The 24,448-nt window shown below is 69.5% G+C and carries 20 protein-coding genes; 5 read left to right on the top strand and 15 right to left on the bottom strand.

Translation table 11 applies throughout. The features are described from left to right. Positions 1 to 52 precede the first annotated feature (52 nt). The 3 genes from ACH413_RS12955 to ACH413_RS12965 all read left to right on the top strand — a co-directional run bounded on the left by ACH413_RS12955 (position 53) and on the right by ACH413_RS12965 (position 3,494). Complete coding sequence (locus ACH413_RS12955; RefSeq protein ID WP_319977214.1) at positions 53 to 1,255, top strand: acetyl-CoA C-acetyltransferase; 1,203 nt, start codon at positions 53 to 55, stop codon at positions 1,253 to 1,255. Positions 1,256 to 1,322: 67 nt separating this feature from the next. Next, a complete protein-coding gene (locus ACH413_RS12960; protein WP_360041754.1) occupies positions 1,323 to 3,302 on the top strand; it encodes a 3-hydroxyacyl-CoA dehydrogenase NAD-binding domain-containing protein in 1,980 nt (659 codons plus the stop codon). Positions 3,303 to 3,362: 60 nt separating this feature from the next. After that, on the top strand, positions 3,363 to 3,494 hold the full coding sequence (locus ACH413_RS12965) for a hypothetical protein (RefSeq protein ID WP_360041416.1): 132 nt from the start codon (positions 3,363 to 3,365) through the stop codon (positions 3,492 to 3,494). A gap of 1 nt (position 3,495) precedes the next feature. Here the strand turns inward: ACH413_RS12965 and ACH413_RS12970 are convergent, their stop codons facing one another. Together ACH413_RS12970 and ACH413_RS12975 are read right to left on the bottom strand one after the other, a co-directional pair. After that, the gene (locus tag ACH413_RS12970; protein WP_360041419.1) at positions 3,496 to 4,446 is read right to left on the bottom strand and encodes an AraC family transcriptional regulator; all 951 of its coding nucleotides are present in this window, start codon (positions 4,444 to 4,446) and stop codon (positions 3,496 to 3,498) included. A gap of 217 nt (positions 4,447 to 4,663) precedes the next feature. Further along, entirely contained in the window at positions 4,664 to 5,173 is a 510-nt protein-coding gene (locus ACH413_RS12975) for a DM13 domain-containing protein (protein ID WP_360041422.1), read from the bottom strand. Between the two features lie 89 nt (positions 5,174 to 5,262). Here ACH413_RS12975 and ACH413_RS12980 point away from each other — a divergent pair, with 89 nt between their 5' ends. Continuing rightward, positions 5,263 to 5,613 (top strand): hypothetical protein, encoded by a 351-nt coding sequence (locus tag ACH413_RS12980; protein WP_319977219.1) that lies wholly within the window; start codon positions 5,263 to 5,265, stop codon positions 5,611 to 5,613. A gap of 70 nt (positions 5,614 to 5,683) precedes the next feature. Here ACH413_RS12980 and ACH413_RS12985 read toward each other — a convergent pair whose 3' ends face one another. The 4 genes from ACH413_RS12985 to ACH413_RS13000 all read right to left on the bottom strand — a co-directional run bounded on the left by ACH413_RS12985 (position 5,684) and on the right by ACH413_RS13000 (position 8,321). Beyond that, entirely contained in the window at positions 5,684 to 5,980 is a 297-nt protein-coding gene (locus tag ACH413_RS12985; RefSeq protein WP_360041426.1) for a hypothetical protein, read from the bottom strand. Next, entirely contained in the window at positions 5,981 to 6,124 is a 144-nt protein-coding gene (locus ACH413_RS12990; RefSeq protein ID WP_360041429.1) for a hypothetical protein, read from the bottom strand. 70 nt (positions 6,125 to 6,194) lie between these two features. Then, complete coding sequence (locus tag ACH413_RS12995; RefSeq protein ID WP_396425007.1) at positions 6,195 to 7,223, bottom strand: LacI family DNA-binding transcriptional regulator; 1,029 nt, start codon at positions 7,221 to 7,223, stop codon at positions 6,195 to 6,197. A 75-nt stretch (positions 7,224 to 7,298) separates the two neighbouring features. After that, positions 7,299 to 8,321 carry a GNAT family N-acetyltransferase gene (locus ACH413_RS13000; RefSeq protein ID WP_360041435.1) on the bottom strand — a complete coding sequence of 341 codons (1,023 nt, stop codon included), beginning with the start codon at positions 8,319 to 8,321 and terminating at the stop codon, positions 7,299 to 7,301. Positions 8,322 to 8,393: 72 nt separating this feature from the next. On the opposite strand from ACH413_RS13000, the gene ACH413_RS13005 reads away from it, so the two are divergent. Then, positions 8,394 to 9,593 carry an esterase-like activity of phytase family protein gene (locus ACH413_RS13005; RefSeq protein WP_360041438.1) on the top strand — a complete coding sequence of 400 codons (1,200 nt, stop codon included), beginning with the start codon at positions 8,394 to 8,396 and terminating at the stop codon, positions 9,591 to 9,593. Between the two features lie 78 nt (positions 9,594 to 9,671). Here the strand turns inward: ACH413_RS13005 and ACH413_RS13010 are convergent, their stop codons facing one another. From ACH413_RS13010 to ACH413_RS13050, 9 genes are all read right to left on the bottom strand, one after another. Further along, a complete protein-coding gene (locus ACH413_RS13010; RefSeq protein WP_360041441.1) occupies positions 9,672 to 11,093 on the bottom strand; it encodes a GH1 family beta-glucosidase in 1,422 nt (473 codons plus the stop codon). Between the two features lie 2 nt (positions 11,094 to 11,095). Beyond that, entirely contained in the window at positions 11,096 to 11,920 is an 825-nt protein-coding gene (locus ACH413_RS13015) for a carbohydrate ABC transporter permease (RefSeq protein WP_360041443.1), read from the bottom strand. 4 nt (positions 11,921 to 11,924) lie between these two features. Further along, the gene (locus tag ACH413_RS13020) at positions 11,925 to 12,824 is read right to left on the bottom strand and encodes a sugar ABC transporter permease (protein ID WP_360041757.1); all 900 of its coding nucleotides are present in this window, start codon (positions 12,822 to 12,824) and stop codon (positions 11,925 to 11,927) included. A gap of 74 nt (positions 12,825 to 12,898) precedes the next feature. Then, positions 12,899 to 14,161, bottom strand: coding sequence for an extracellular solute-binding protein (locus tag ACH413_RS13025; RefSeq protein ID WP_360041446.1), 1,263 nt, complete (start codon positions 14,159 to 14,161; stop codon positions 12,899 to 12,901). A 775-nt stretch (positions 14,162 to 14,936) separates the two neighbouring features. Beyond that, the gene (locus tag ACH413_RS13030) at positions 14,937 to 17,456 is read right to left on the bottom strand and encodes an FtsX-like permease family protein (RefSeq protein ID WP_360041449.1); all 2,520 of its coding nucleotides are present in this window, start codon (positions 17,454 to 17,456) and stop codon (positions 14,937 to 14,939) included. A 7-nt stretch (positions 17,457 to 17,463) separates the two neighbouring features. After that, positions 17,464 to 18,216, bottom strand: coding sequence for an ABC transporter ATP-binding protein (locus tag ACH413_RS13035; protein WP_360041452.1), 753 nt, complete (start codon positions 18,214 to 18,216; stop codon positions 17,464 to 17,466). Between the two features lie 119 nt (positions 18,217 to 18,335). Then, on the bottom strand, positions 18,336 to 21,308 hold the full coding sequence (locus ACH413_RS13040; RefSeq protein WP_360041455.1) for an AAA family ATPase: 2,973 nt from the start codon (positions 21,306 to 21,308) through the stop codon (positions 18,336 to 18,338). Positions 21,309 to 21,325: 17 nt separating this feature from the next. Then, positions 21,326 to 21,475, bottom strand: coding sequence for a hypothetical protein (locus ACH413_RS13045; RefSeq protein ID WP_360041458.1), 150 nt, complete (start codon positions 21,473 to 21,475; stop codon positions 21,326 to 21,328). 70 nt (positions 21,476 to 21,545) lie between these two features. Next, positions 21,546 to 24,380 carry a BTAD domain-containing putative transcriptional regulator gene (locus ACH413_RS13050; RefSeq protein WP_360041460.1) on the bottom strand — a complete coding sequence of 945 codons (2,835 nt, stop codon included), beginning with the start codon at positions 24,378 to 24,380 and terminating at the stop codon, positions 21,546 to 21,548. Positions 24,381 to 24,448: the final 68 nt, after the last annotated feature.

Below are 24,448 nucleotides of genomic sequence, written 5' to 3' on the forward strand. Positions count from 1 at the left end.
GTCACCCTTCACGGTCATGGCCAGCTCCAACGCGCGGGCCTAGCGTGGTGTCATGAGCGAAGCCTTGATCTTCGACGCGGTGCGCACGCCGCGCGGCAAGGGGAAGCGCGGGTCGCTGCACAGCGTGAAGCCCGTCGATCTGGCCGCTGGTGTGCTGCGCGCGCTGTCCGAACGCAACTCTCTCGACACCTCCGCGGTGGACGACGTCGTGTTCGGCGTGGTGTCTCCCCTCGGTGAGCAGGGCGGCGACATCGCCCGCACCGCCGTGCTGGCCGCCGGCTGGGACCAGCGTCCGGCCGGGGTGCAGCTCAACCGGTTCTGCGCCTCGGGCCTCGAGTCGGTGAACCTCGCCGCGGCCAAGGTCGCGTCCGGGTTCGAGGACCTGGTGGTGGCGGGCGGCGTCGAGTCGATGTCGCGCGTGCCGATGGGCTCCGACGGCGGCGCGTGGGCGATCGACCCCGCGACGAACTTCGACCTGTCGTTCGTGCCGCAGGGCGTGTCGGCCGACCTGATCGCGACGCTGGAGGGCTTCTCCCGCACGGACGTCGACGCGTGGGCCGCCCGGTCGCACGCCCGCGCGTTCGAGGCGCAGAAGGACGGCCGGTTCGAGCGGTCCGTGGTGCCGGTCGTCGACCAGAACGGCACGGTGGTGCTCAAGGAGGACGAGACGATCCGTCCCGAGTCCACAGTGGAGTCGCTCGGGCGGCTCAAGCCCAGCTTCCAGTTCCACGGCGACCTCGGCTACGACACCGTCGCGATCGACCGCTACCCCACCGTCGAGCGCATCAGCCACGTGCACACGCCGGGCAACTCGTCGCAGATCGTCGACGGCGCCGCGGCGATGCTGATCGGCTCCGCGGCGACCGGCAAGGCCCTCGGCCTGACCCCGCGCGCCCGGATCGTCTCCGTCGCCGTCGTGGGCACCGAGCCGACGATCATGCTCACCGGGCCGGCACCGTCCGCGCGCAAGGCGCTGGACAAGGCCGGGCTCTCGGTCGAGGACATCGACCTGTTCGAGGTCAACGAGGCGTTCTCGTCGGTCGTGCTGAAGTTCCTGCGGGACATGGACATCCCCGAGGACAAGGTCAACGTGAACGGCGGCGCGATCGCGCTGGGCCACCCGCTGGGCGCCACCGGCTGCATGATCCTGGGCACGCTGCTGGACGAGCTGGAGCGCCGGGACCTGCGCCGCGGCCTCGCCACGTTGTGCGTGGGCGGCGGCATGGGTATCGCGACGATCATCGAGAGGGTCTGAGCCGGTGTCGAATTCTTCTGGCACGTTCCACTACGACAAGGACGCGGACGGCATCGTCACCCTGACGATGGACATGTCCGGCTCCGCCAACGTGATGAACGACGAGTACCGCGAACTGATGGGTGACGCGGTCTCGAAGCTCGAGGGCGACGACATCACCGGCGTGATCATCACGTCCGCCAAGAAGACGTTCTTCGCCGGCGGCGACCTCAACGTGCTGATCGCGATCACGCCGGAGAACGCCTCGCAGGCGCTGGAAGGCGTCGAGGAGCTCAAGTCCCAGCTGAGGCGGCTGGAGAAGCTCGGCAAGCCGGTCGTGGCCGCGATCAACGGGACCGCGCTCGGCGGCGGGTTCGAGATCGCGCTCGCCTCGCACCGCCGGATCGTGGTGAACGACGACAAGATCCGCGTCGGCCTGCCCGAGGCCACGCTGGGCCTGCTGCCCGGCGGCGGTGGCGTCACGCGCATGGTGCGCCTGCTCGGCGTGCAGAAGGCGTTGCCGTTGCTCATGGAGGGCAAGCAGCTGCGGCCGGAACGCGCGCTGCAGGCCGGAATCGTGCACCAGGTCGTCGAGACGCGCGAGGAACTGATCTCCGAGGCCGTCGCGTGGATCAAGGCGAACCCGGCGCCGACGCAGCCGTGGGACGTCCAGGGCGCGGGCGTGCCGGACCTGAAGTTCGGCGATCCCAACAGCTACGGCCTTCTCGCCGCGGCTCCCGCGGTGCTGAGCAAGAAGTCGCACGGCGTGTACCCGGCGCCGGAGAAGATCATGGCGACGGCCGTCGAGGGTGCCTACGTCGACTTCGACACCGCGTTGCAGATCGAGGGCCGCTACTTCGTGGAACTGGCCTCCGGTCAGGTCTCCAAGAACATGATCACCGCGTTCTGGTTCAACCTCAACGAGGTCAACGGCCGCGCGTCCGCCACCGGCCAGCGCGTGGCCAAGCTCGGCGTGCTGGGCGCGGGCATGATGGGCGCCGGAATCGCCGAGGTGTCCGCGAAGGCCGGCATCCAGGTGGTGCTGAAGGACGTCAGCCTCGAAGGCGCCCAGAAGGGCGCTCAGGGCCTGGAAGGCATCACGCCGACCGACTCCGACGACGACCTCGCGGGCTGCGACCTGATCATCGAGGCGGTGTTCGAGAACCGCGAGCTCAAGAACAAGGTGCTGCCCGCCGCCGAGGCGAAGGCGTTGCCGGACGCGGTGATCGCGTCCAACACCTCGACGCTGCCGATCACCGGCCTCGCGTCGGCGGTCACGGCGCCGGAGCGGTTCATCGGCCTGCACTTCTTCTCACCGGTGCCGAAGATGCGCCTCGTGGAGATCATCCGCGGCGAGAAGACGTCCGAGGAGACGCTCCAGCGCGCGCTGGACTACGTGCGGCAGATCGGGAAGACGCCGATCGTGGTCAACGACTCGCGCGGCTTCTACACCTCGCGGACGTTCGGCACGTACGTGATCGAGGCGATCTCGATGCTGGCCGAGGGCGTGGCGCCGGCGTTGATCGAGAACGTGGCGAAGAAGTCCGGCATGGCCGTCGGCCCGCTGGCGGTGTCGGACGAGGTGACGCTGTCGTTGCAGCTGAAGATCCACGACCAGACGCTCGCCGACGACCCGTCGCTGGTGTCGGAGAGCCCGGCGTACGACCTGATCCGCGAGCTGGTGTCGTTGGGCCGCAGCGGGAAGTCGACCGGCGCGGGCTTCTACGAGTACCCCGAGGGCGGGAAGAAGTTCCTCTGGCCCGAGCTCACGACCCGGTACGCGAAGGCCGACGCCGGGGTGTCCGAGCAGGACGTGCGCGACCGGCTGCTGTTCGTGCAGTCGCTGGAGACCGTGCGGTGCCTGGACGAGGGCGTGCTGACGTCCGTGGCGGACGCGAACATCGGCTCGATCTTCGGGTTCGGCTTCGCGCCGTGGAGCGGTGGCACGCTGCAGTTCATCAACTCCTACGGCGTGCAGGCGTTCGTGGAGCGCGCGGACTACCTCGCCGACACGTACGGGGAGCGGTTCCGGCCGCCGGCCTCGCTGCGGGAGCGCGACAGGTTCTGACCTTTTGGGACGTTTTGGAGTGCTTGCGGCCGTCCTCGTGGCGGCCGCATTCTCTTTCACATGAAAAAATTCTTCGTTGCGATGATGTCCGCCGCGGCCGCGATGCTCGCGCTGGCGGGCCCCGCGTCGATCGACACGCTGCTGCCCGCCACCTCCGACACGGTGGCCGTCGGAGACGCCTGGGACTGGTGATTCAGGCCCGGTAGGAGCCCGGCGACGAGCCGGTCCAGCGTTTGAAGGCCCGGTGGAAGGCGCTCGCCTCGGAGAACCCGAGGCGCAGCGCCAGTTCCTCCACCGACTCCCCGCCCCGCACCAGCGACGCCACCGCCTGGTCGCGCAGCAGCTGCTCGCGCACCTCGCGGAACGACGTCCCCTCACCCGCCAGCCTCCTGCGCAACGTCGGCGCGGACACCCCGAGCTGCGCCGCCACGGCCTCCAGCCCGGTCACACCGCGCCCGAGCAGCCGCCGCACGTGCCCCGCCGTGTCGGCGCCGTGGTCCCGGCGCGACAACAACTCCGCCGGCGAGTGCCGCAGGAACCGCCTCAGCGCCGCCTCGTCCTGCACGACGGGCATGCGCAGGAACTTCGGGTCGAACGCGATCGTGGTGGCGCTCGCGTCGAACCGCAGCGGGCAGCCGAAGATCAGGTGGTACTCGGCGGCGTGCGCGGGTTCCGGATAACCGAACTCGGCGCTCTGCAACGGGATGCGGCGGCCGATGAGCCACGACGAGAAGCGGTGCCACAGCACGAGAAGCGACTCGGTCAGGAAGTGGTCGGGGTCGCCGGGGATGTGCAGCGTGAAGCGGCCGTCGTCGAGGGACAGCTCCAGCGGGTCGTCGAAGAGCGCGTAGAAGGCGAGCCCGCGCCGCAGCGCCGACTCGAGGTCCGGGCAGTGCACGGCGAGCAGGCACATCATGGCGAACGTGCCGCGTTTGGACGGTCGTGGTCCGAAGCCCATGAACTCGTCGTCGAGGACTTCCCAGAGCGTCTGGATGAACTTCGTGTACTGCGCGGGAGTCACGCGCGCACGGTCGTCCGCGAGAAGGCTTGGGGGGATGCCCGCGCCGTGCAGGACGGCGGATGGCTCCGGGCACGCGCGGAGCGCCGCACGCACGTAGTGGATCGCCACGGTCCTGGTGTGCACGAACCACAGTAAACGCCACCGGCGGCGACGCGGCTCCGGGGAGAGTTGGAGCCGCGTCACCGCCGCAGTGGGCCCACCCAGTGAGCCGTGCTCCTTGCCAACGGGGCTTCCGCACGCCCGTCGGCAAGGGACGTTGTTGTGTCCGTTGACGTTAACGCTATGTGGTCTAGACCAAGAAAGTCAATAGTGCGAAGAGAGCAGCCGGAAGCCCGATGTTTCAGGCTTGTTCCAGTGGTGCGACAGCGAAGCCCGCGCTGAACCGCTGGCACCAGATCACGACACTCCGAATGCCGGAAACATCCACGCCGGAAGGAATTTCGTACACCTGGTCGCCACGATTTCCCTTCAGCTTGCCGAGGCTCGTGAATCCCTGGCCGAACGTCTTCTCCGACGAGCTCGACGCGTGCGGAGAGAGGTAAACGTACAGGTCAGGGCCATCGCTCGTGTCCAGTGAGGCGAACTGGACCGAATGCCCACCACCCGGCAGCCTGATGAGGCTCGCCTTACCCGTCGTAGCGTGCTCAAGAGAGCGCCACTCTCCCGCCGCGACCTCTTTCGCCGTTTCGGCGGGCACCGGGACGGACGTGGAGACAGGCGCGGAGACGGACGCGGAAGTCGGCGCGGCGGGCACGAGCAAGGCGTCGTGCGTTTCGCGAACCGTGAGCAGCCTCCACGGCTGGAACAGGTACAACCCGACCCCGAGCGCGACGACGAGCAAAACTGACACGGGGATCAGGAATCGGCGATGACGCATACCGAAAATACTGGCCCAAATCGGACCGAAAAGAGCTTACGGAGTTGTTAGGGTCCCTAGCCGTGGCGACACAGGCGAGGATCGGCCAGGCCGTGCTCGGCGTCCTGATGGTCGGCTGCGCGCTGACAGGCCTGTTCCCGAGACCCGTACCGCTCCTCTTCGCCATCGCGGCGGTGGGCACGGCCAACGCCGCGTTCCCGTTGATGCGCACGTTTGGCTCCGCACTGCTGGGCGGGGTGGCTGCCTCTTCGATCGCCCTCTCGTCGGTCCCGTTCGTCACCTGCTCCTCGGAACGCTTCACCGAGGTGTTCACCTGCTCGGGTGACGCTCCAACGTGGCATCTGACCGGAACCGTGCTGGTGGCAGGCCTTGCCGGGGCCAGTTTGGTGCTCGCCCGGATCACAGATCAGTGACGACGATCACTCAACCGGGGCCATCAAGGAGCCGATAAGGCATCCAGGCGAGCGTTCTCCTGCGACCGGGCTAGCCGGTAATCTGCCGAAGAGCGTGATCGCCCGACTTCACACCGTGAGCATTGACGAGGAGGACTGCTGTGCGCGCACTGTGGGCCGCAGGTGGTTCCGCTGTGCTCGGGTCAGCGTTGCTCGGCGTGCTGGTAGGCATGGCGATCCACGGGGCGGGCGGCGAAGAACCGCCGAGCAGAACGCCCGCGTCCACCTGGATCTCGTCCACCCCCGGCACCCCGCCGAGCTCAACGGAGAGCTCGACCGCGAACAGCAGCAGCGCGTCATCGAGCCCGAGCAGCTCGACCCCGAGCACTCAGCAGACGCCGAAGAAGACCACGCCACCCCCGGCCGCGACGAACCCGGCAGAGGCCCCGCCCCCACCCGCGCAGACGACGACGGCGCCCCCGTCCTCGTCCGGCTGGCCGTGCAGCCCGCTGAACCCGCTGCCGCCGCCCACCTGCAAGAACCTGGGCTAGCCGCCCACTCCGTCGCGCACACCGATCGTGCGCGACGGGGAGTCAGGACCTTCAGGCGGACTCGCGCCGCACCAGCACGGTGGGCAGCATCTGCTGCTTGCGCTTCACGGTCTCGTCCCGCAGCAGCTTCATCAGGTGCTCGACCATGTGCTTGACCTGCTCGTCCGAGTCCTGCCGCACCGAGGTCAGCGGCGGCGAGGTGTGCTCGGCGATGGCCACGTGATCGTCGAACCCGACGACGGCGACGTCCTCGGGAACGCGCTTACCGGCCTCGTGCAACGACTCCAGCGCTCCGGCCGCCATGAGGTCGGAGGCCACGAACACGGCGTCCAGCGCGGGAACCCTGGCCAGCAACGAGGACATGGCCTTGCGTCCACCCTCGCGCGTGAACCCGCCGTCCTCGGTGAGCCGGGCGACGCCCTTGTCGTCCAGCGACATGGCGGACTTGAAGCCGTTCAGACGGTCTATGGCGGACAGCTCGTCCAGCGGCCCGGAGACGTGCACGATCTTCTTGCGCCCCAGCGACTTCAGGTGCTCGGTGGCGAGCACTGCGCCGCCCTCGTTGTCGTTGTCGACGAGGTGCATCCCCCGCAACGACCCCCAGGGCTTGCCGGCGTACACCACCGGCAGCGGCAGCTTCTTCACCACGGAGACGACCTCGTCGTTGCGGTGCGGTGCGAACACCAGGGCACCGTCGACGTGACCGCCGGCCAGGAAGCGGTGCGCGCGGGCCTGATCGTCCGGCGAGTGCACCAGCATCAGCACCATCTGCACGTCGACGTCGGCCAGCGCACGCGCGCCGGCGCGGATCAGGCGCGCGAAGTGCGGGTCATCGAAGATCTTGGGCTCGGGCTCGGAGAACAGCACGGCCACGGCGCCGGTGCGGCGGGTGACCAACGCCCTCGCGGCGCGGTTCGGCTGGTAGCCCAGTGCCGACACGGCCGCGTTGACCGCCTCCAGCGCTTCCGGGCTGACCCGCGGCGACGCGTTCAGCACTCGAGACGCCGTGGCGCGGGAAACCCCTGCCCTCGCGGCAACGTCTTCCAACGTCGGACGCGCGTGGTTGGACACGAGCACCACCACTCCTCGATGAAAACCTTTGAGTCGCTAAGCAGCTTAGCCCCAAGCGATCTCCGAGGAGGGTCTCCGCGCTGATCAACGTGTTTTTTCGGGGACGTCCGTCGTGATCGGCGTCTTCAGAGCACGCGCGCGTGGCGTGATCGACACCCTCAGCAGACCGTCCTCCCGGCGTGTCGTGGCCTCGAGACCGGCGCGGGCGGCCGTCCGGACGAGGGCGGTCTCCGAGGGCAGGCACCACGCGACGAGCTCCGAAAATCCGGCGGCACGGGCGTCCGCCGCCAGGGCGTCGAGCAGGGCCGCGCCCACGCCCCGGCGTTGCCAGGCGTCCTCGACCAACAGCGAGACCTCGGCGCAGTCCGGTGTGCCGGTGTGGATGAGCTGACCGAGCGCCACGACCTGGTCGCCGCACTGGCCGACGATCGTGGTGCCGCGGGGCGGGCTGAGCAGGCGGTGCAGCCAGCGGCGGGGCACGGTGCGCATGCCGGAGTGGTAGCGGTTGAACATCGTCCGCATGGAACTGCGGGAGTGCAGGCCGGCGACGGCGTCCTCGTCGGCGGCGGAACCGGGCCGCAGCACCAGCGCCGCGCCGTCATCGGTGAGCAGTGCTCGCATCGAGGGCGCCGGTGCGTCCACGAGGTCGAGCAACGCCTGGGCGCGCGTGAGTTCGACCTGGGTGAACCGGGCCCAGCCGCGCCGGGCCGCCCACTCTCCCAACTGGACCTGGCCGTCACCGGCCTCGCCGACCGTGACGGAGTCGGCGGCCAGCACCTGGCGGAGTGCCTCCCCGGTCTGGTCCGGGTCGGTCAACGCCATCCGCGCCGCGCGCAGCACGGCCGTCGGTTCGTCGACGAGATCGCGGATGTCGGCACTGGTGATCCCGACGCACTTGGCGCCCTCGCTGCGCACGGCCTCGATGAGGTCCGCGGGGAGCACGCCCTGCCCCGCCCGCACGACGATCTCGTCCAGCACTCCGCCGGGAACGGGGATCACGTGCAGCGCGAGGACGTTGCAGTCGGCGGCGGCCAGCCGGACGGTGACACGCGCGAGCGCGCCGGGGCTGTCGCTGAGTTCGAAGCGCAGGCGCCAGGTCGTCGTCATGACGTCAAGAGTTCATGGAAGTTGTTGCCGCGAGGCGAACCACGGGTAAAACGATTCTCATAGGGTCGCCGCATGAGGAGAACACTGGCCGTAGGCCTCACTTTGCTCACCGTCACGGCACTGGCCACGCCCATCAGCGCCGCTCCCGCGACGGCCGGCCAGAAGGCCCCGAAGCAGGCCACGCTGACGAACTTCGCGTTCCTCCCGGCGCTGACCTTCCTGCCCGGCAGCGAACCGAGCGGCGCGGCGCTGGGGACGGCCCCGATCAACGGGGTCACGCCGCCGTTCGCGGACCAGCCGATCCAGGGCTTCAGCGGCCTCGTCCGCAACAGCGACGGCACGTTCGACGCCATTTCCGACAACGGCTACGGCACGAAGGCCAACAGCGCGGACTGGCTCCTGCGCATCAACCGCATCGCGCCGGACTTCAGGACGGGCAGGGTCGACGTCGTCGGCGGCATCACGCTGACCGACCCGGAAGGCCACATCCCGTTCCCGCTGACCAGGCCCGACCGGGTGATCACCGGCGCCGACATCGACATCGAGTCGGTCACCAGGGGCGCCGACGGCAGCTACTGGATGGGCGACGAGTTCGGCCCGTACCTGCTGCACTTCGACCGCGCGGGCCGCCTGCTCGCCCCACCGGCGCCGCTGCCGGGCGTGCGGGCTCCGGAGAACCCCGCCGGCAACCCGAACCTGGGCGGCAGCAAGGGATTCGAGGGCATCACGCTCTCCCCGGACGGCAAGAGGATCAACGCGCTGCTGGAGGGCACCGTCGCCGGTGACACGCCAGGCACGTTGCGCCTCAACGAGTTCGACCTCGCGTCCGGCGCCTTCACCGGCACGACGTGGAAGTACCAGCTGGAAGACCCGAACTTCGCCATCGGCGACGCCATCGCGGTCGACGCCAACCGGCTGCTGATCATCGAACGGGACAGCGCGCAGGGCGCCGACGCGATCGTCAAGCGCGTCTACCTCGCCGACAAGCGCGACCGGAACAAGGACGGCGAGCTGGACAAGACCTTGGTCGCCGACCTGCTGAACCTCGCCAACCCGAAGCACGTCGGCGGGCAGGCGGACCCGTTCAAGTTCCCGTTCGTCACGATCGAGGACGTCACCATCCTCGACGACCGGACGATCGCGGTGCTCAACGACAACAACTTCCCGTCGTCGTCGGGTCGCACGCCGGGCAAGCCGGACGACAACGAGTTCATCACCATCAGGCTGGGTGAGAACCTGCACGCCGACCCCAGGGTCCTGCGCAGGCGCTGAACAAGAGAGCGCTCTCACCTGCGGACACGAGTATCCGCAGGTGAGAGCGCTGAAGGCCCCCTCGGCCCGTCCTGTCGGCTAAACGGTGTAGCCGTGCGCGGGAAGCCCGTTCTGCCCGATGATCCGGGACAACGCGGCCGCGCTCTCCTTCACGGTTCGCTGCTGCGTCTCGAAGTCGACGTGCACGATGCCGAACCGCTGCGAATATCCGGCCGCCCACTCGAAGTTGTCGAGCAGCGACCACGCGAGGTAGCCCCGGATGTCGGCGCCCTCGGAGATCGCCCTGTGCACCGCGCGAACGTGGTCCACCAGGTACTTCGTCCGCTGGACGTCGTGCACCCGGCCCGCGGGGTCGACGACGTCCGGGAACGCGGACCCGTTCTCCGTCACCACCAGCGGCACTCCGTCGGTGTCACGCGACAACCGGACCAGGAGCTCGGTGAACGCGTCGGCGTTCTGCTCCCACCCGAACCCCGTGAGCTCGCCCTGCGGCGGCTGCAACGCCACGCCGCGCAGTCCCGCGTGCGGACCGGCCGGCACGAAGTCCGGGTCGGCGGGCGCGACGCGGGTGGGGTTGTAGTAGTTGACGCCGATCCAGTCGATCGGGGTCGCGATGGTCTCCATGTCCCCGTCGCGCACCACGTTCGTCCAGTCGCCCAGCCACGACGTGTCCTGCAGGACGTCGAGCGGGTAGCCGCGGCCGAGGACCGGGTCGAGCAGGATGCGGTTCTGCAGGCCGTCGACCTTGCGCACGGCCTCCTTCGACGCCTCCGAGTCGCTGTCGCCCCAGATGGTGCTGAAGTTCAGCACGATCGAGAGCCGGTGCGAGTCGGGTGCCTGCGCGCGCAACGCCTGCGTGGCGAGCCCGTGGGCCAGCAGCAGGTGGTGCGCCGCCTCCAGGGACGCCGTCGCGTCGGTGATGCCCGGCGCGTGGATTCCGTTGCCGTAGCCCAGGAACGCCGAGACCCACGGCTCGTTCAGCGTCGTCCAGGCCTGCACCCGGTCGCCAAGTCGTTCGTGCACGATGGCCGCGTACTCGGCGAAGCGGTAGGCGGTGTCGCGGTTGCGCCAGCCGCCGAAGTCCTCCAGGACCTGAGGAAGGTCCCAGTGGTACAGCGTCGCGAGCGGCTGGATGTTCTTCTCCAGCAACGAGTCCACCAGCCGGTCGTAGAACGCGAGCCCGCGCTCCTCGACCTTGCCGCTGCCGCTGGGCTGGATCCGCGGCCACGCGACGGAGAACCGGTAGGAGGCCAGTCCGAGGGACTCCATCAGGTCCACATCGGACTGATAGCGGTGGTAGTGATCGCAGGCCGGGTCTCCCGTGTCGCCGGCCAGCACCTTGCCGGGCGTCGCGGCGAACGTGTCCCAGATCGAGGCGCCGCGACCGTCTGCGGTGGTCGCGCCCTCGATCTGGAACGCCGCGGTCGCCGCTCCCCAGAGGAAGTCCGGCGGGAAGGTCAGCACCTCCCGCCCGACCTCGACGTCCGAGTCGGTCGTCATTCTCATCCCTTCACCGCGCCCTGCATGATTCCGCCGACGATCTGGCGCGACAGCAGGACGAAGATCGCGATCACCGGCAGCACCGCGATGGAGGCGCCGGCGAGCATCAACGAGTAGTCGGTGTAGTACCCGCTGGCCAGCGTCGACAGGGCGACCTGCACCGTCGGGCTGTCGTTGGGGTCCAGCACGATCAACGGCCAGAAGAAGTCGTTCCACGCCGTCATGAACGTGAACATGCCCAGCACCGCCGCCTGTGGCCGCACCGCGGGGAACCCCACGTGCCAGAACGTCCGCAGCACCGAGCAGCCGTCGACGCGCGCGGCCTCGATCAGCTCGTACGGCACGGTCTCCTCGCACGCCTGGCGCATCCAGAACACGGCGAACGACCCGATCAGCACCGGCACGATGACCGCCTGCAGCGTCCCGTACCAGTCGAGGTCGGACATCAGCATGTACAGCGGGATCACGCCGAGCTGCGTCGGCACCATCGCGGTGCCGAGCACGACGAGGAACAGCGAGTCGCGGCCCTTGAACCGCAGCCGCGAGAACGCGAACCCGGCCAGCGTGCCCAGCACGACGTTCGAGATCGCCACGGTCGCCGCCACGATGAACGAGTTCTGCATGGCGAGCCAGAAGTCGACGGTGTCGAAGACGCGGGTGATGTTCTCGACCAGGTTGCCGCCCGGGATCAGCGGCGGGACCTTCTCGCCGAGGACGGAGTTGTCCTTCGACGCGACGATGAACGAGTAGTACAGCGGGAAGATCGAGGCCGCGAGCACGGCGACCAGGAACCCGTAGAGCAGTGGTCCTGCCTTGGCGTTCTTCATGCGATCACTCCTTGCCCGCGATGCGCCGCGTCAGCGTGAAGTTGACGACCGCGACCAGGAGGACGACCACGAACAGCATCCACGCGATGGTGGCCGCGTAGCCCGCGTCGAACAACCGGAAGCCCTTCTCGTACATGTAGAGCACCAGCGTCTGGAACTGCCGGTCGGAACCGCCGGTGGAGTTGTTGGCGGCGAACCCGGGGTCGAACAGAGCGGGCTCGGCGAACAGCTGCAGACCGCCGATCGTCGAGGTGACGACGGTGAACAGGATCGTCGGCCGGATCGACGGCACGGTGATCGACCAGAACATCCGCCAGCGCCCGGCACCGTCCAAAGTGGCCGACTCGTACATGTCCTTGGGCACCGACTGCATCGCCGCCAGGTACAGCAGCGCGTTGTAGCCGGTCCAGCGCCACATGACCATTGTGGACACCGCGAGGTGCGAGGCCCACGTCTCGGCGCGCCAGTCGATCGGGTCGATGCCGACGAAGCCCAGCAGGAAGTTCACGATGCCGAAGTCGCGGCCGAAGAACTGCGCGAACACCAGCGCCACCGCGGCGACCGAGATGACGTTGGGCAGCAGCACGCCCGCCCGCCAGAACGCACTGCCGCGCAGGCCCCGGTCCAGCAGCGCGGCCAGCCCCAGCGCGGCCAGCAGCTGCGGCACGGTCGAGAGCACGAACAAGCTCAGCGTGTTGAACAGCGCGTTCCAGAACTTGGAGTCGCCGAACAGCTCGACGTAGTTGGCGAGACCGACGAATCCCTGGTTGCCGTCGATCAGCTGCCAGTCGTGCAGCGACACCCACGCCGTGTAGATCAACGGGTAGAGCCCGAAGATCCCGAACACCAGGAAGAACGGTGCGATGATCAGGTACGGCGTGTACCTGGCGTCCCAGTGGCTCAGCCGGAAGCGGTTCGGCTCCTTGGAAGGCGAAACCGAGACGGCCGGGGCCGTCTCGGTCTCTTGACGCGTCACCGTCACTTGGCGGCGTCCGTCGCTTCCTTCAAGGCCTGCGTCCACGCGTCAGCCGCGGACTGCTTGCCCTGCTCGACGCGGGTCAGCGCGGTGCCGAACACCGGTCCGACCTTCGAGTCCTTCGTGCCGCGGTAGGTCGGCTTCAACGACTCGGCGGAGGTCGCGAAGATCTGACCGACCGGAGCCTTGTTGAAGTAGTCGTTGACCGTCGCCTGCACCTCGGCGTCCTGGTAGACCTTCGGCTGGCTCGGCAGGTTGCCGGTCTCCTTGAAGATCCGCTTCTGCTGCTCGGGGGCCGTCAGCCACTTGGCCAGCTCGTAGGCCTCCTTGGGGTGCTTGCCCTGCTTCGGGATCGCGAGGAACGAACCACCCCAGTTGCCGCCACCGCCGGGCGCCGTCGTCACGTCCCACTTCCCGGCGGCCGCGTCGCCGGCACCCGCCTTGATCAGCGCGAGCGCCCAGGCCGGGCACGTGGTCGTGGCGAACGAACCCTGCTTCAGCGCGACGTTCCAGTCCTGGCTGAACGGCTCCAGGGCACCGGTCTGCTGCTTGGTGCCGAGCGCCGCCGCCGTGTCGAACGCCGTCTTGACCTTGTCGTTCTTCTCCGCGATGTACGAGTCGTCCTTCGCGAAGTAGCCCTCCTCGGTCTGGTCGAGGATCGCCTTGTAGACGTTGCGGCCGGTGTCGACGAACTTCACGTTCGGCGTCTTGGCCGTGAACGTGTCCGCGGCCTTCGCGTAGTCGGCCCACGTCGGCCACAACTTGGCGACCTCGGCCCTGTCGGTGGGCAGACCGGCCGCCGCGAACAGGTCGCTGCGGTAGCAAAGCCCCAGGCTGCCCATGTCCGTGCCCAGCCCCAGCACGAACTCACCGCCGTCAGCGGTGCCCTGGTTCCACTTCCACCCGGCCCACTGGTCCTTCAGATCCTTGGCCCCGTACTCCGCCAGGTTCACGAACTTGTCCTTGGAGGCGCGGAACTGCGAGACCACGCCCTCCTCGAGGGCAACGATGTCCGCGGCACCACGGCCACCCGCGAGCTGAGTCGCGAGCTGCGTGTTGTGCTGCTCCATCTTGACCTTGCGCTGCTCGATCTTGATGTTCGAGTGCGAGGCCTGGTACTCCTCGATGAGCTTGTCGTACCCGAAGTCGGAGAACAGACCCAGCGACAGCTCGATCTTGCCGTCGGCCCCGGAACTCCCGCCGCATCCTGCGACCAGAACCATCGCGAGGGTCGCAGCGACGCTGCCGACCAGTCTTGTGCTCATCCGTCCTCCTCGACGACGCCGTGAGCGGCGCTTAACTGTGATGAGAGCGCTCTCACACTCAACCGGAGAGGCGCGGGTGTCAAGCGGTCGACATCGTTCCGTAACTTTGTCGTGGCAGGCAACAAAAACCTGGACCGAAACGCCGAGCGTCTCGGATGGGGCGGCCGAAGGGCCCCCGGAAACGACGAAGAGGGACGACCGGGCCCTCGCTCCGGTCGTCCCTCACCCCAGGTAGAGGGGGTTGCGGGCCAAAAGTGACGCGTGTCGTCCAAGATTTTTTCCGAACGGGTGATTGGGGCGCTCGTGGGCGGGTAGCGGGGCGCTTGTTCATGCAGGTGAACCGCGACCGGGACGTGCGTGGGGCCGTTGCGTGCGGGCCGTTGCTGTTCCAGCGGGGTTGGTCGCGTTCCGTGCGAGAGGTCGCCTTGCGAGGGTGCTTGCGCAGGTCGTGACGAAGTGCGGGGTTGCGATTGGGGCTCACCGCTACCCAGCCCTGAAGGTTCAGACGGCCCGCTTCGCATCGCCACGCCAGGACTCGTACGTGGTTGCTTTGCGAGGGCGGGCGCCGGGTGGGAGCGCGCGCCGGGCCCTCGTACGTGGTCGCCTTGCGTTGGCGAGCGCCGGTTGGCACGCGCGCCCCGCCCGTGAACGCAGCGGAGGTCCGGTGCCCCGACGGCACCGGACCTCCACCGATCCCCCGGTCGTGCGGCCCCTGTTCCGCACTCCCGAACCCGCCTGGCCGTGGCCCCCGACAGCCGGGGCCAGGCGGGGTGTCCTACGCCTCCGCCATGCCCGCGACCACGGAGTTGCGGGCCGCGCGGCGGGCGGGCAGGGCGGCGGCGATGATCGCCGCGACCACGGCCAGCCCGAGCATGATGCCGATCTGTCCGAACGGGATGGAGAAGCTGATCGTGAACTCCGAGTTGGAGATCGCCTCGACCAGCAGCCAGCCGAAGCCGGCGCCGAGCAGCACGCCCACCACCGCGCCGATCAGGGCCATCAGGATCGACTCGACCACCAGCATCTGGCGCAGCTGGCCTCTGGTCAGGCCCAAAGCTCGGAGCAGGGCGGACTCGCGGGTCCGTTCCAGCACCGAGAGCGTCAGCGTGTTCGCGATGCCGAACAGGGCGATGATCAGGGCGAGGCCGACGAGGGCCCAGATGAACATCAGGATCTGGTCGATCTGGCCGTTGAGCTCGGCCTTGGTCTCGGCCGCGGAGTCCAGCACCGCCACCGGCGAGGTCGCGATGAACCGCTCCAGGTCGGCGCGGGCCACCGTGATGTCCGTGCCGGGCGCGAGCTTGATCAGCACGTTCTGGTAGCCCTTGGCGGGCTCCTTGAGCAGCGACTGGGCCGAGGCGAGCGTCACCAGGCCGGTGCCGTAGCTGTTGTCCTTGATCAGCGCTACGACCTTGAAGTCCTTGCCGCTGATCGGGACGGTGGAGCCGATGCCGAGGCCGGCCTCCTTGGCCTCCTTCTCCCGCATGGCGATCTCGCCGTCCTTGAGACCGGTGAGCGTGCCGCTGGTCGTCTCCGGGCGCACCAGGGACCCGATCGCGTTCACCGGGTAGCCGGTGACGTCGGCGTACTGGAGCTTCGGCGACTCGCCGTACGCCCTGAGCTCGGGCGCGACCATCTCGACGTTGCGCACCTTGGCGAGGTCGTCGGTGAACTTCTGCGAGAGCGGCTGGCTGTACACGTTCGACTTGACCGCGTAGTCCGCCGGGAAGCGCTTGTCGACCTGCTCGTTCATGGTCGCGCGGCCACTGCCGGCCACGACGGTCACCATCGCGACGATGGTCACGCCGATCATCAACGCCGCCGTCGTCGCGGCCGTGCGCTTGGGGTTGCGGCCCGCGTTGGCCGAGGCCAGCTTCGCCGGGACGCCGCGCAGCGCCTTGCCGAACAGGCGGTTCACCAGCGGCACGTAGAGCGGGCCGAGCAGCAGGACCGCCAGCAGCAGCACCATCGTGGCGCCGCCGGTGATGAACATCGCCGGCTCTTCCTTCTCCTGCTGGAGACCGAAGTAGACGGCGGCGCCACCGGCCAGTGCGATCAGCGTCGCGACGATGATCCGCGCCTTGCCGGTGCGGGCGACGTCGTCGGAGCTGTCCGGCTGCGAGCGCAGGGCGGCCACCGGGGCGACCTTCGTGGCGCGGCGGGCGGGCAGGACGGCCGAGAGCACCGTCACGACCACGCCGACGCCGAAGCCCGCGGCGATGGTCACCCACGAGATCGGCAGGCGGATCGGGGCGTCGTCGCCACCGCTGGGACCACCCACGGTGCTGATGAACGCCTGCAGGCCCGCCGAGACGCCGAGTCCGCCGAGCAGGCCGAGCACGGAAGCCGTGAGGCCCATGAAGAGCGCTTCGGCGAGCACGCTGCGGAACACCTGCGAGCGGTTCGCCCCGACGCAGCGCAGCAGCGCGAGTTCCTTCGTGCGCTGGGCGACGAGGATCGTGAAGGTGTTGTAGATGACCATGCCCGCGACGACGAGCGAGATCGCGGCGAACGCGAGCAGAAAGGTCTTGATCTCGCCGGCGGCGTCACCGACCTGCTCCAGCGTGGCCTGGGTCAGCTGCTCACCGGTCTGCACCTCGTAGCCGGCGCCGATGGCCTTGGTGATGTCGCTGACGAGCTGCTGCTGCGACACACCGGACTTGGCGACCGCGACGATCTCGTAGATCCGCTGCGTCGGGATGACCGTGCGCAGACCCTCCTGCGAGACCAGGACGTGGTCGCTGCCGGACATCGAGATGCTGCTGGCGCCCTGCTGGTAGGTGCCGACGATGGTGAACGCGTGCTCCGCGTTCTCCTCGTCGAGCAGCTTGAGCTTGTCGCCGACCTTGAGCTTCGCGACCTGGGCGGTCTTGACGTCGATCGCGGCCTCGTCGGCCTTGACCGGGAACTTGCCGTCCTTGAGGTTGAAGTCGCGCAGCTTCTCCGTCGTGGGCAGCGGCTGCACCATCGCGCCGCGCGCCTTGCCCTCGCCGCTGAGCAACGCGGCGCTGCCGAACTCACGCGAGTCCGCGCCCTCGACGCCGGGGGTGTTGCGGATCTTCTGCAGGAAGTCGGCGGGAATGCCGTTCTCCCGGTTCGGGCTGTTCTCCCCCATGTGCACGGCCGCGTCGACGTTGCGGGCGCTGCGGGCGAAGTTGTCCCTGGTCTGTTCCCCGACCGCGTCGCCGAGCACGAGCGTGCCCGTCACGAACGCGACGCCGAGCGCGATGGCGATGCTGGACAGCACCAACCTCGCCGTGCGGGCGCGCAGGCCCGCAAGGATCGTCTTCAGCATCTTTAGCTCACGCCCCCAGGTGCGTGAGGGCGTTGACGACGGACTCGGTGGTGGGCTGGTGGATCTCGCCCGCGAGCCTGCCGTCGGCGAGCAGCACCACGCGGTCCGCGTAGCTCGCGGCCACCGGGTCGTGCGTCACCATGATCACGGTCTGGCCCATCTTGCGGACCGACATGCGCAGGAAGTCGAGGACCTCGGCGCCGCTGCGGGAGTCCAGGTTGCCGGTCGGCTCGTCGGCGAAGATGACCTCGGGCCGGGCGACCAGGGCGCGGGCGCAGGCCACGCGCTGCTGCTGGCCACCGGACAGCTCGGTCGGGCGGTGCGTGAGACGGTCGCGCAGGCCCAGCACGTTGACGATCGTGTCGAACCACTGCTTGTCGGGCTTGCGGCCGGCGAGCTCCAGGCCCAGCAGGATGTTCTGCTCGGCGGTCAGCGTCGGCAGCAGGTTGAAGGCCTGGAACACGAAGCCGACGCGGTCGCGGCGCAGCTTGGTCAGGTCCTTGTCGTTCAGCTTGGTGATCTCGGTCTGTCCGATGTGGATCTCGCCGCTGTCCACCGTGTCCAGTCCCGCGAGGCAGTGCATCAGCGTGGACTTGCCGGAGCCGGACGGGCCCATGATCGCGGTGAAACGGCCGGCCTGGAAGGCGACGTTGATGCCGTCGAGCGCCCGCACCGCGGTGTCACCCTTGCCGTAGACCTTCACCAGGTTGTGGGCCGCCGCAGCGGTCCGGGTGCCGACCTCGGACGCCAGTGCTGACATGTGACTTGCCTTCCTCACAGGGGGTGTTCCTCGATGAGGAAGAAGCTATGAGGAAGCTGAGTGCGCGGACATCAACTCGGCGACGCGTTGCGCGTCAGCCTGAGGTATGACAACCAGGGCTATTCCAGCAGACCCCGGTCGTACGCGATCGCCACGGCCTCCGCGCGCCGGGACGCCCCGAGCTTGGCCATGATCCGGGAAAGGTGCACGGAAACGGTCTTCTCGCTGATGTAGAGCTCCTCGCCGACCTCGCGGTTCGTCCGTCCCGAGGCCACCAGGCCGAGCACGTCGCGTTCGCGCGGGGTGAAGAGGTCGATCTGCTCGCGCACCGGTTCGTCAGCCCTGAGGGTGATGCGGGCCCGCTTGGCGCACGACGCCACGGCCTCGGCGAGCGGAACGGCCTTGAGCCTCGTCGCCACCTCGTCGGCGAGACGCAGCTGCTCCGCCGCCTCCTCGCGGCGATCCGCGCCCAGCAACGCCTCCGCGAGCCGCCACCGGCACAGCGCCTGCTCGAACACGACCCCGTAGGCGAACTCGTCGACCGCGGCCTGCCACAGCTCCGGATCGCCCGCGCCGGTCAGCCTGGACTCCTCGGCGAGCGCGCGGGCCAGCCAGGCACGTCCCTCAGGACCGAGCACACCGGCGCGCGGCTTGCCGTTCTCCGCGGTCAGCCGCACGTGCTCGGCGAGGTCGTGTCCTGCCGCGACCGCGTTCTTCTCGGCCTCGGCGTCCCGCTTGCGACGGGCCTTCGCGGCGATCTCCGCGTGCGCCGCGATGCCGATCGCGCCGATCCTGATGCCCGCGAGCATCCACGGGCCACCGAGCTTGCGCGCCCACGCCAGCGCGTCCGTGACCCGCTCGACGGCCAGTTCCGGACGGCCGCGCCACAACGCGAGCTCCGCACCCGTACCGCCGTTGATCAGCGCGATCTGGATGTCGCGGTGCCAGTCGCTGCGCAGCTTCGTGATCATCCGCTCGGACTCGGCGAGATCCCCGCGCGAGACCGTGAGGTGCGTGCTCGCCGACGCCAGCCGGGCCAGCACCGTCGACGACACCGACATGCCGGGCGGTTCGCTGGCCCACGCCGCGTAGTCCCAGTCGCCGATGTAGTAGTGCACGAGCACCTGCAGGATGCGGATCTCCAGCCCGTACATGCTCCACGTCAGGCCGGTCTCCTTGGCCCGGTCGCCCGCGAGGTTGTAGACGCGGGCGGCCTCGGCCAGTTCACCGCGGTCGTAGTGCATCAGGCCGTAGTAGTACCAAGCCCTCAGTTCGTTGTTGAACGCTCCGACCTCGCGCGCGCACTGGATCGCGCGCTCGAAGCTGGCCTTCGCCTCCTCGGGCTGGCCTGCGTGGTCGTCGAGGATCGCCAGGGTGCCGAGCCCGTCCGCGACCGCACCCGGCGCGTTCGCCGTCTGGCCGTCCGCGATCGCGAGTTCGGCGGCCTCCCTGGCCTTGGCGTCCTTGCGTTGCTGGCGCAGGGAAGACGCCTTGCCCGCGAACACACGGGCGCGGGTGGGGCTGGGCTCGCGGTCCTGCACGAGGTCCAAGGCCTTGCCGAGGACCAGGAAGTGCTCTTCCTCGTTGCCGTCGAGGATCGAGAGCGCCTGCGAGAGCCGCAGCCAGACCTCGGCCGCCTCCTCCGGCGACTGCTCGGCACCGATGGCCTTGGTGGCGCTGCGGGCGAACGCGACCGCGCGTTCCGGCTGCCCGGCCGTGCCCGCGACCCACGAGGCACGCCGCAGCAGCACCGACTCGTCCACATCGGACGGACGATCGGCCGCCGCGACGGCGTTCCACAGGTTGAGCGCCTTTTCCAGGTACCGCAACGACTCCGCGGGCGCCCCGGCGCGTTCGGCCTCCTTGGAAGCCTTGATCGAGGCCTCCAAGGCCTGCGGCAGGTTGTGGCTCTCGAAGGCGTGGTGGGCCAGCGCCGCCGCGCCACCGCGTTCGTCCGGCCGCTGGGCCAGGTGGTGGGCGTAGGCGGCGTGCAGCCGGCCCCGTTCGCCGGGCAGCAGATCGCCGTAGACCGCCTCCCGGACCAGGGCGTGGCGGAAGGCGTAGACCTCGTCGTCGTTCACGACGAGCAGGTGGTGCTGGATCAGCTCGCGCAGGGCCGTGTCGAACGCGATGTCCGCCATGCCCGCGACCTCGTGCAGCCGGTAGTGCCGGACCCGGCGACCCCAGACCGACGCGACGCGGACGACGTGCTGTGCTTCGGGGCCAAGGCTCTCGACCCGGCTGAGCAGCACGTCGGCGAGCGCGGAGGGCAGCGACCTGGCGTCGTCACAGGTGGCCACCGCGATGAGTTCCTCGGCGAAGAAGGCGTTGCCCTCGGAGCGTTCCGCGACCTGCTGGACGACGTCCTCCGGCAGGTCGTCGGACAGGGCCTCGACGAACCGGCGGGCGTCCGCGGCGTTGAACGGCGAGAGGTCCAGGCGGTCGACGGCGGGCAGCCGGACCAGCTCGGACAGCAAGGGGCGCAACGGATGGCTGCGGTGCAGGTCGTCCGCGCGGTAGGTGCCGACGACCAGCAACCGCTGGGAACGCAGGCGGGACAACAGGAACGACAGCAGGTACCGGGTGGACGCGTCCGCCCAGTGCAGGTCCTCGACCACGAACAGCACGCGCTGCCGTTCGGAGAGATCGCCGAGAAGCCCGAGCACGGCGTCGAACAGCTGGAGCTGTCCCACGTCCTGCTCAGGCCGCCGGCCAGGGATCAGGCTCGGCGCGATCATGCCCTCGGTGCCGGGTTCGCGTTCGGCGGGCAACGTCAGCTGCGGCAGCAACATCGCGAGCGCCGGCCGGTTCGCCACGTCGCTCTTCAGCTTGCTCAGCGCCTCGGCGAACGGCAGGTACGGCAGGCCGGTCTCGCCGACGTCCAGGCACCGTCCCATGAGGACGAGGGTGTCCTCGGCGCTGGCGGCCAGTTCGTCGATCAGCCGCGTCTTGCCCACACCGGCGTCACCGGCGAGCAGCACCGCCCCCGCGGTTCCTTCTCCAGCCTGGGCCAGAGCTGCACGCAACCGGTCCAGTTCCCGATCGCGAGCGACCAGAGGGATTCCAGAACCAAGGCGCGCCACAAGGGGCATGCTTGCACAGGTCATGCCTAGTTGCCGCCGAGTTTCCGAGTCGTGCGGTGGATCACTCGGCTCATCCACGACGGCATGTCGCGGTTCGAACGCTGCCAGTTGCAGACAGCGGTGCCACGTCGGTAGTCGATTTCCGCCTTGATCGCCTCAGGGGTCCATTCGGTCATGGACAGAAGAGTCGTCCTGAGGCCTCACCTCAGGCATCGGGCGATCACGCAGTCCTGCCCGCGAAACCCCTTACCCGACCGTCACCGCACGTGCGCGAGCCAGCCGGGCCCTTACCCCGTCGGCCTCCGGCGCTCCCAGCTCGCTGAACAACGCCAGCGCGCGCTGCCAGTGCGCCGCCGCCCCCGCCGCGTTCAGCTGCTCGAACACCGCCGCGAGCCGGTCGTGCGCCAATGCCTGGTGGTACGGCGAGACGGCATCGCACGCCACCGCCAACGCCGTACGGGCCGAGGACAGCGCACCGTCCGTGTCGCCGGTCTCCAGCAGGGCCGTGGAGATGTCGACGTGACAGGCCGCTTCCCCGCACTGCTCGCCGACCTCGTGATACATCCGCAACGCCACGCGCAGCCACGGCATCGCGTCGTCGAAGCGCTGGGTGCTCAGGTACAACAGGCCGAGGTGGTGGTGGGCGTTGGCCTCCGCCCACTTCGAACCCGCGATCCGCGAGATCTCCATGGCCTCGCGGTAGTGCGCCTCGGCCTCGGCGGCCCGGCCCAGGTCCTGCAACGTGCCGGCGACCGTCGTCAGGGCACGTGCCTGCTGGTGCACGTCCTCCTTGCGGCGAGCCACTTCCAGCGCGCCCTGCTGGGCCTGCAGGGCCTCTTCGAAGCGTTCGAACTGGAGCAACGCGACGCCGAGGTTGAACTGCATGACGAACCGGGCGTCGTCGTCGTTCAGCGCGATGGCGGCCTGCAACGCCGCTTCGGTGAGGCGCAGCGAGGTCTCGCGCTCGGTCCGCAGCCACAGGTACCGCGACAACGTGTACGGCAGCTGCCAGGCGTGGACGTGCCAGCCGGAACCCGAGGCGAGCTCGGCGGCGGCGATCAGGTTGGCGCGCTCGGCGTCGAACCAGGCCGTCGCGTCCGCGGCACCGGAGATCGCCGGCACGTGGACCGGCCGGTGCTCCGGCGCGACCAGGACACTGCCGCGGTTGATCGGCAACAGCCCGTCGGCGAGGTCGGCGCAGTGCAGGTAGTAGTCGAGCATCCGGCCGGTGGCGGCCCGGCGCTCCGGCTCGGACAGCTCCCCTGCCAGGGTCTTCGTGTAGACGCGGACGATGTCGTGCGCGACGTGCCGGCCCGGTTCGCTGACGGACAGCAGGTTCGCGGCGGTCAACGCGTCCAGCGCGCGTTGGGCCTCCAGCAGCGCCACGTCGCCCATCGCCGCGACCACGTGCGGGGTCAGGTCCGCGCCGGGGTGCAGGCCGACGATCGCCAGCAACCGCGACGGCTCCGCGGGCAACGCACGGCGCGAGGCGTCCAGAGCGGCTCGTACGGTGCCCTCACCGTCCTCCAGCCCGAGTGCGGCCAGGCGGCCCTGCTCGTCCTGCAGTTCCTCGACCAGTTCGGCCACGCGCAGACGTGGGGACACGGCAAGACGGGCCGCGGCGATCCGCAACGCCAGCGGCAGGCCGTCGCACAGTTCGGCCAGTTCGCGCAGCGCACCGGCCTCGATGTCGGACCGGCCGGCGATGCGGCCCAGCACGTCGACGGCGGCGTCCGGGTCGAGCATGTCCAGCTCGATCAGCTTCGCCTCGACCTGCGCGACCAGCCCGACCAGCCGCCGGCGGGAGGTCACGACGACGCACGAGGGCGCGCCCGGCAGCAACGGCAGCAGATCAGCGGAACTGCGGACGTTGTCGAGCATCACGAGCATCCGGCGGTCGGCCAGCAACGTGCGCAGCAGCGCCGAGCGTTCGTCGACCGAGACCGGGGTGTCACTGGCCGGAACGCCCAGCGCGCGCAGGAACCGGTTGAGCACCTCGCCGATCTCCAGCGGCTCCCGGTTCGGGTCGTAGCCGTGCACGTCGACGTAGAGCTGGCCGTCCGGGAACTCCTCGCGGACGCGGTGCGCCCAGTGCAGGGCGAGCGCGGTCTTGCCGACCCCCGCCGGACCGGTCACCAGCATCACCGGGCCGTCGTGACCGCGCAGCAACGCGTCCATGAGGCCGAGCTCGAGGTCCCGGCCGACCAGCGCGACGGGGGCGCGCGGCAGCTGGGCGGGGATCGTCATCGGGGCCGGTTCGGGCGCGGACGGCTGCTGCGGCACGCGGATCGGCGCGCGTTCCGGCTCGGGACTGTCCCCCGCCAGCACGGCCTGGTGCACCCGGCGCAGTTCGGGACCCGGCTCGACGCCGAGTTCCTCGATCAGCACGGCGCGGGCCTCCCGGTAGGCGGCCAGCGCCTCGGCCTGACGGCCCGCCTGGACCAGTGCCCGCATCAGCAGGCCGTGGCCGCGTTCGCGCAACGGGTGCTCGGCGACCACCGAACCGAGCTGCGAGACCAGTTCCGGGCCCTGCCCGATCGCGAGTCCCAGCTCGGCGCGTTCCTCGAGCACCGCCAGCCGGCGTTCGACGAGACGGCCGCGTTCGACGTCGGCGTGCAGGCCGGAGACGCCGCCCAGCGGTTCGGCGCGGAACAGCGCCAGCGCGTCGTCCAGCTCGACCGCGGCTCCGGCGAGATCACCGGCGGCGCGCATGCGGTTCGCGAGCAGGACCTGACGTTCGAACACGTCGAGGTCGAGCGCGCCGGGCTCGACGCGCATCAGGTAGCCGTCGCCGACCGAGGTCAGCAGCTCGGCGGGAGCCCTGCGCGCACGGGTCGGTTCGAGCGCCCTGCGCAGTCCGGCGACGTAGGTCTGGACCAGGTTCACCGCACTCGAGGGCACGTTGTCGCCCCACACGGCCTCGATGATCTGCCCGCGACTGACCGGTGTGTTGCGCTCCAGCAGCAGGACCGCGAGGACGGCGCGCTGCTTCGCCGCACCGAGATCAACCTCTTGACCTGCGCGAACGACTCGGAGAAGGCCGAGAACCTCGAACCGAAGGGGTTCCTCGCCGTGCGTCACCGATATGTCCTTCGCCCGTGGTCCACCTGGAGCTTGAAGATCACTTCAGTCGGGCTCCAGTCGTGCTG

Origin of the sequence: Lentzea sp. NPDC020367 (assembly GCF_044387305.1) — a bacterium.
Lineage (GTDB): Bacteria > Actinomycetota > Actinomycetes > Mycobacteriales > Pseudonocardiaceae > Lentzea.

What these genes read in the sequence shown, in the direction of transcription:
- ACH413_RS13025 (WP_360041446.1), bottom strand. Translation starts at nt 14,161, where the DNA reads ATGAGCACAAGACTGGTCGGCAGCGTCGCTGCGACCCTCGCGATGGTT.
- ACH413_RS13045 (WP_360041458.1), bottom strand. Translation starts at nt 21,475, where the DNA reads ATGACCGAATGGACCCCTGAGGCGATCAAGGCGGAAATCGACTACCGA.
- ACH413_RS12965 (WP_360041416.1), top strand. Translation starts at nt 3,363, where the DNA reads ATGAAAAAATTCTTCGTTGCGATGATGTCCGCCGCGGCCGCGATGCTC.
- ACH413_RS13005 (WP_360041438.1), top strand. Translation starts at nt 8,394, where the DNA reads ATGAGGAGAACACTGGCCGTAGGCCTCACTTTGCTCACCGTCACGGCA.
- ACH413_RS13010 (WP_360041441.1), bottom strand. Translation starts at nt 11,093, where the DNA reads ATGACGACCGACTCGGACGTCGAGGTCGGGCGGGAGGTGCTGACCTTC.
- ACH413_RS13035 (WP_360041452.1), bottom strand. Translation starts at nt 18,216, where the DNA reads ATGTCAGCACTGGCGTCCGAGGTCGGCACCCGGACCGCTGCGGCGGCC.
- ACH413_RS13015 (WP_360041443.1), bottom strand. Translation starts at nt 11,920, where the DNA reads ATGAAGAACGCCAAGGCAGGACCACTGCTCTACGGGTTCCTGGTCGCC.
- ACH413_RS12955 (WP_319977214.1), top strand. Translation starts at nt 53, where the DNA reads ATGAGCGAAGCCTTGATCTTCGACGCGGTGCGCACGCCGCGCGGCAAG.
- ACH413_RS13040 (WP_360041455.1), bottom strand. Translation starts at nt 21,308, where the DNA reads ATGCCCCTTGTGGCGCGCCTTGGTTCTGGAATCCCTCTGGTCGCTCGC.
- ACH413_RS13000 (WP_360041435.1), bottom strand. Translation starts at nt 8,321, where the DNA reads ATGACGACGACCTGGCGCCTGCGCTTCGAACTCAGCGACAGCCCCGGC.
- ACH413_RS13030 (WP_360041449.1), bottom strand. Translation starts at nt 17,456, where the DNA reads ATGCTGAAGACGATCCTTGCGGGCCTGCGCGCCCGCACGGCGAGGTTG.
- ACH413_RS12960 (WP_360041754.1), top strand. Translation starts at nt 1,323, where the DNA reads ATGGACATGTCCGGCTCCGCCAACGTGATGAACGACGAGTACCGCGAA.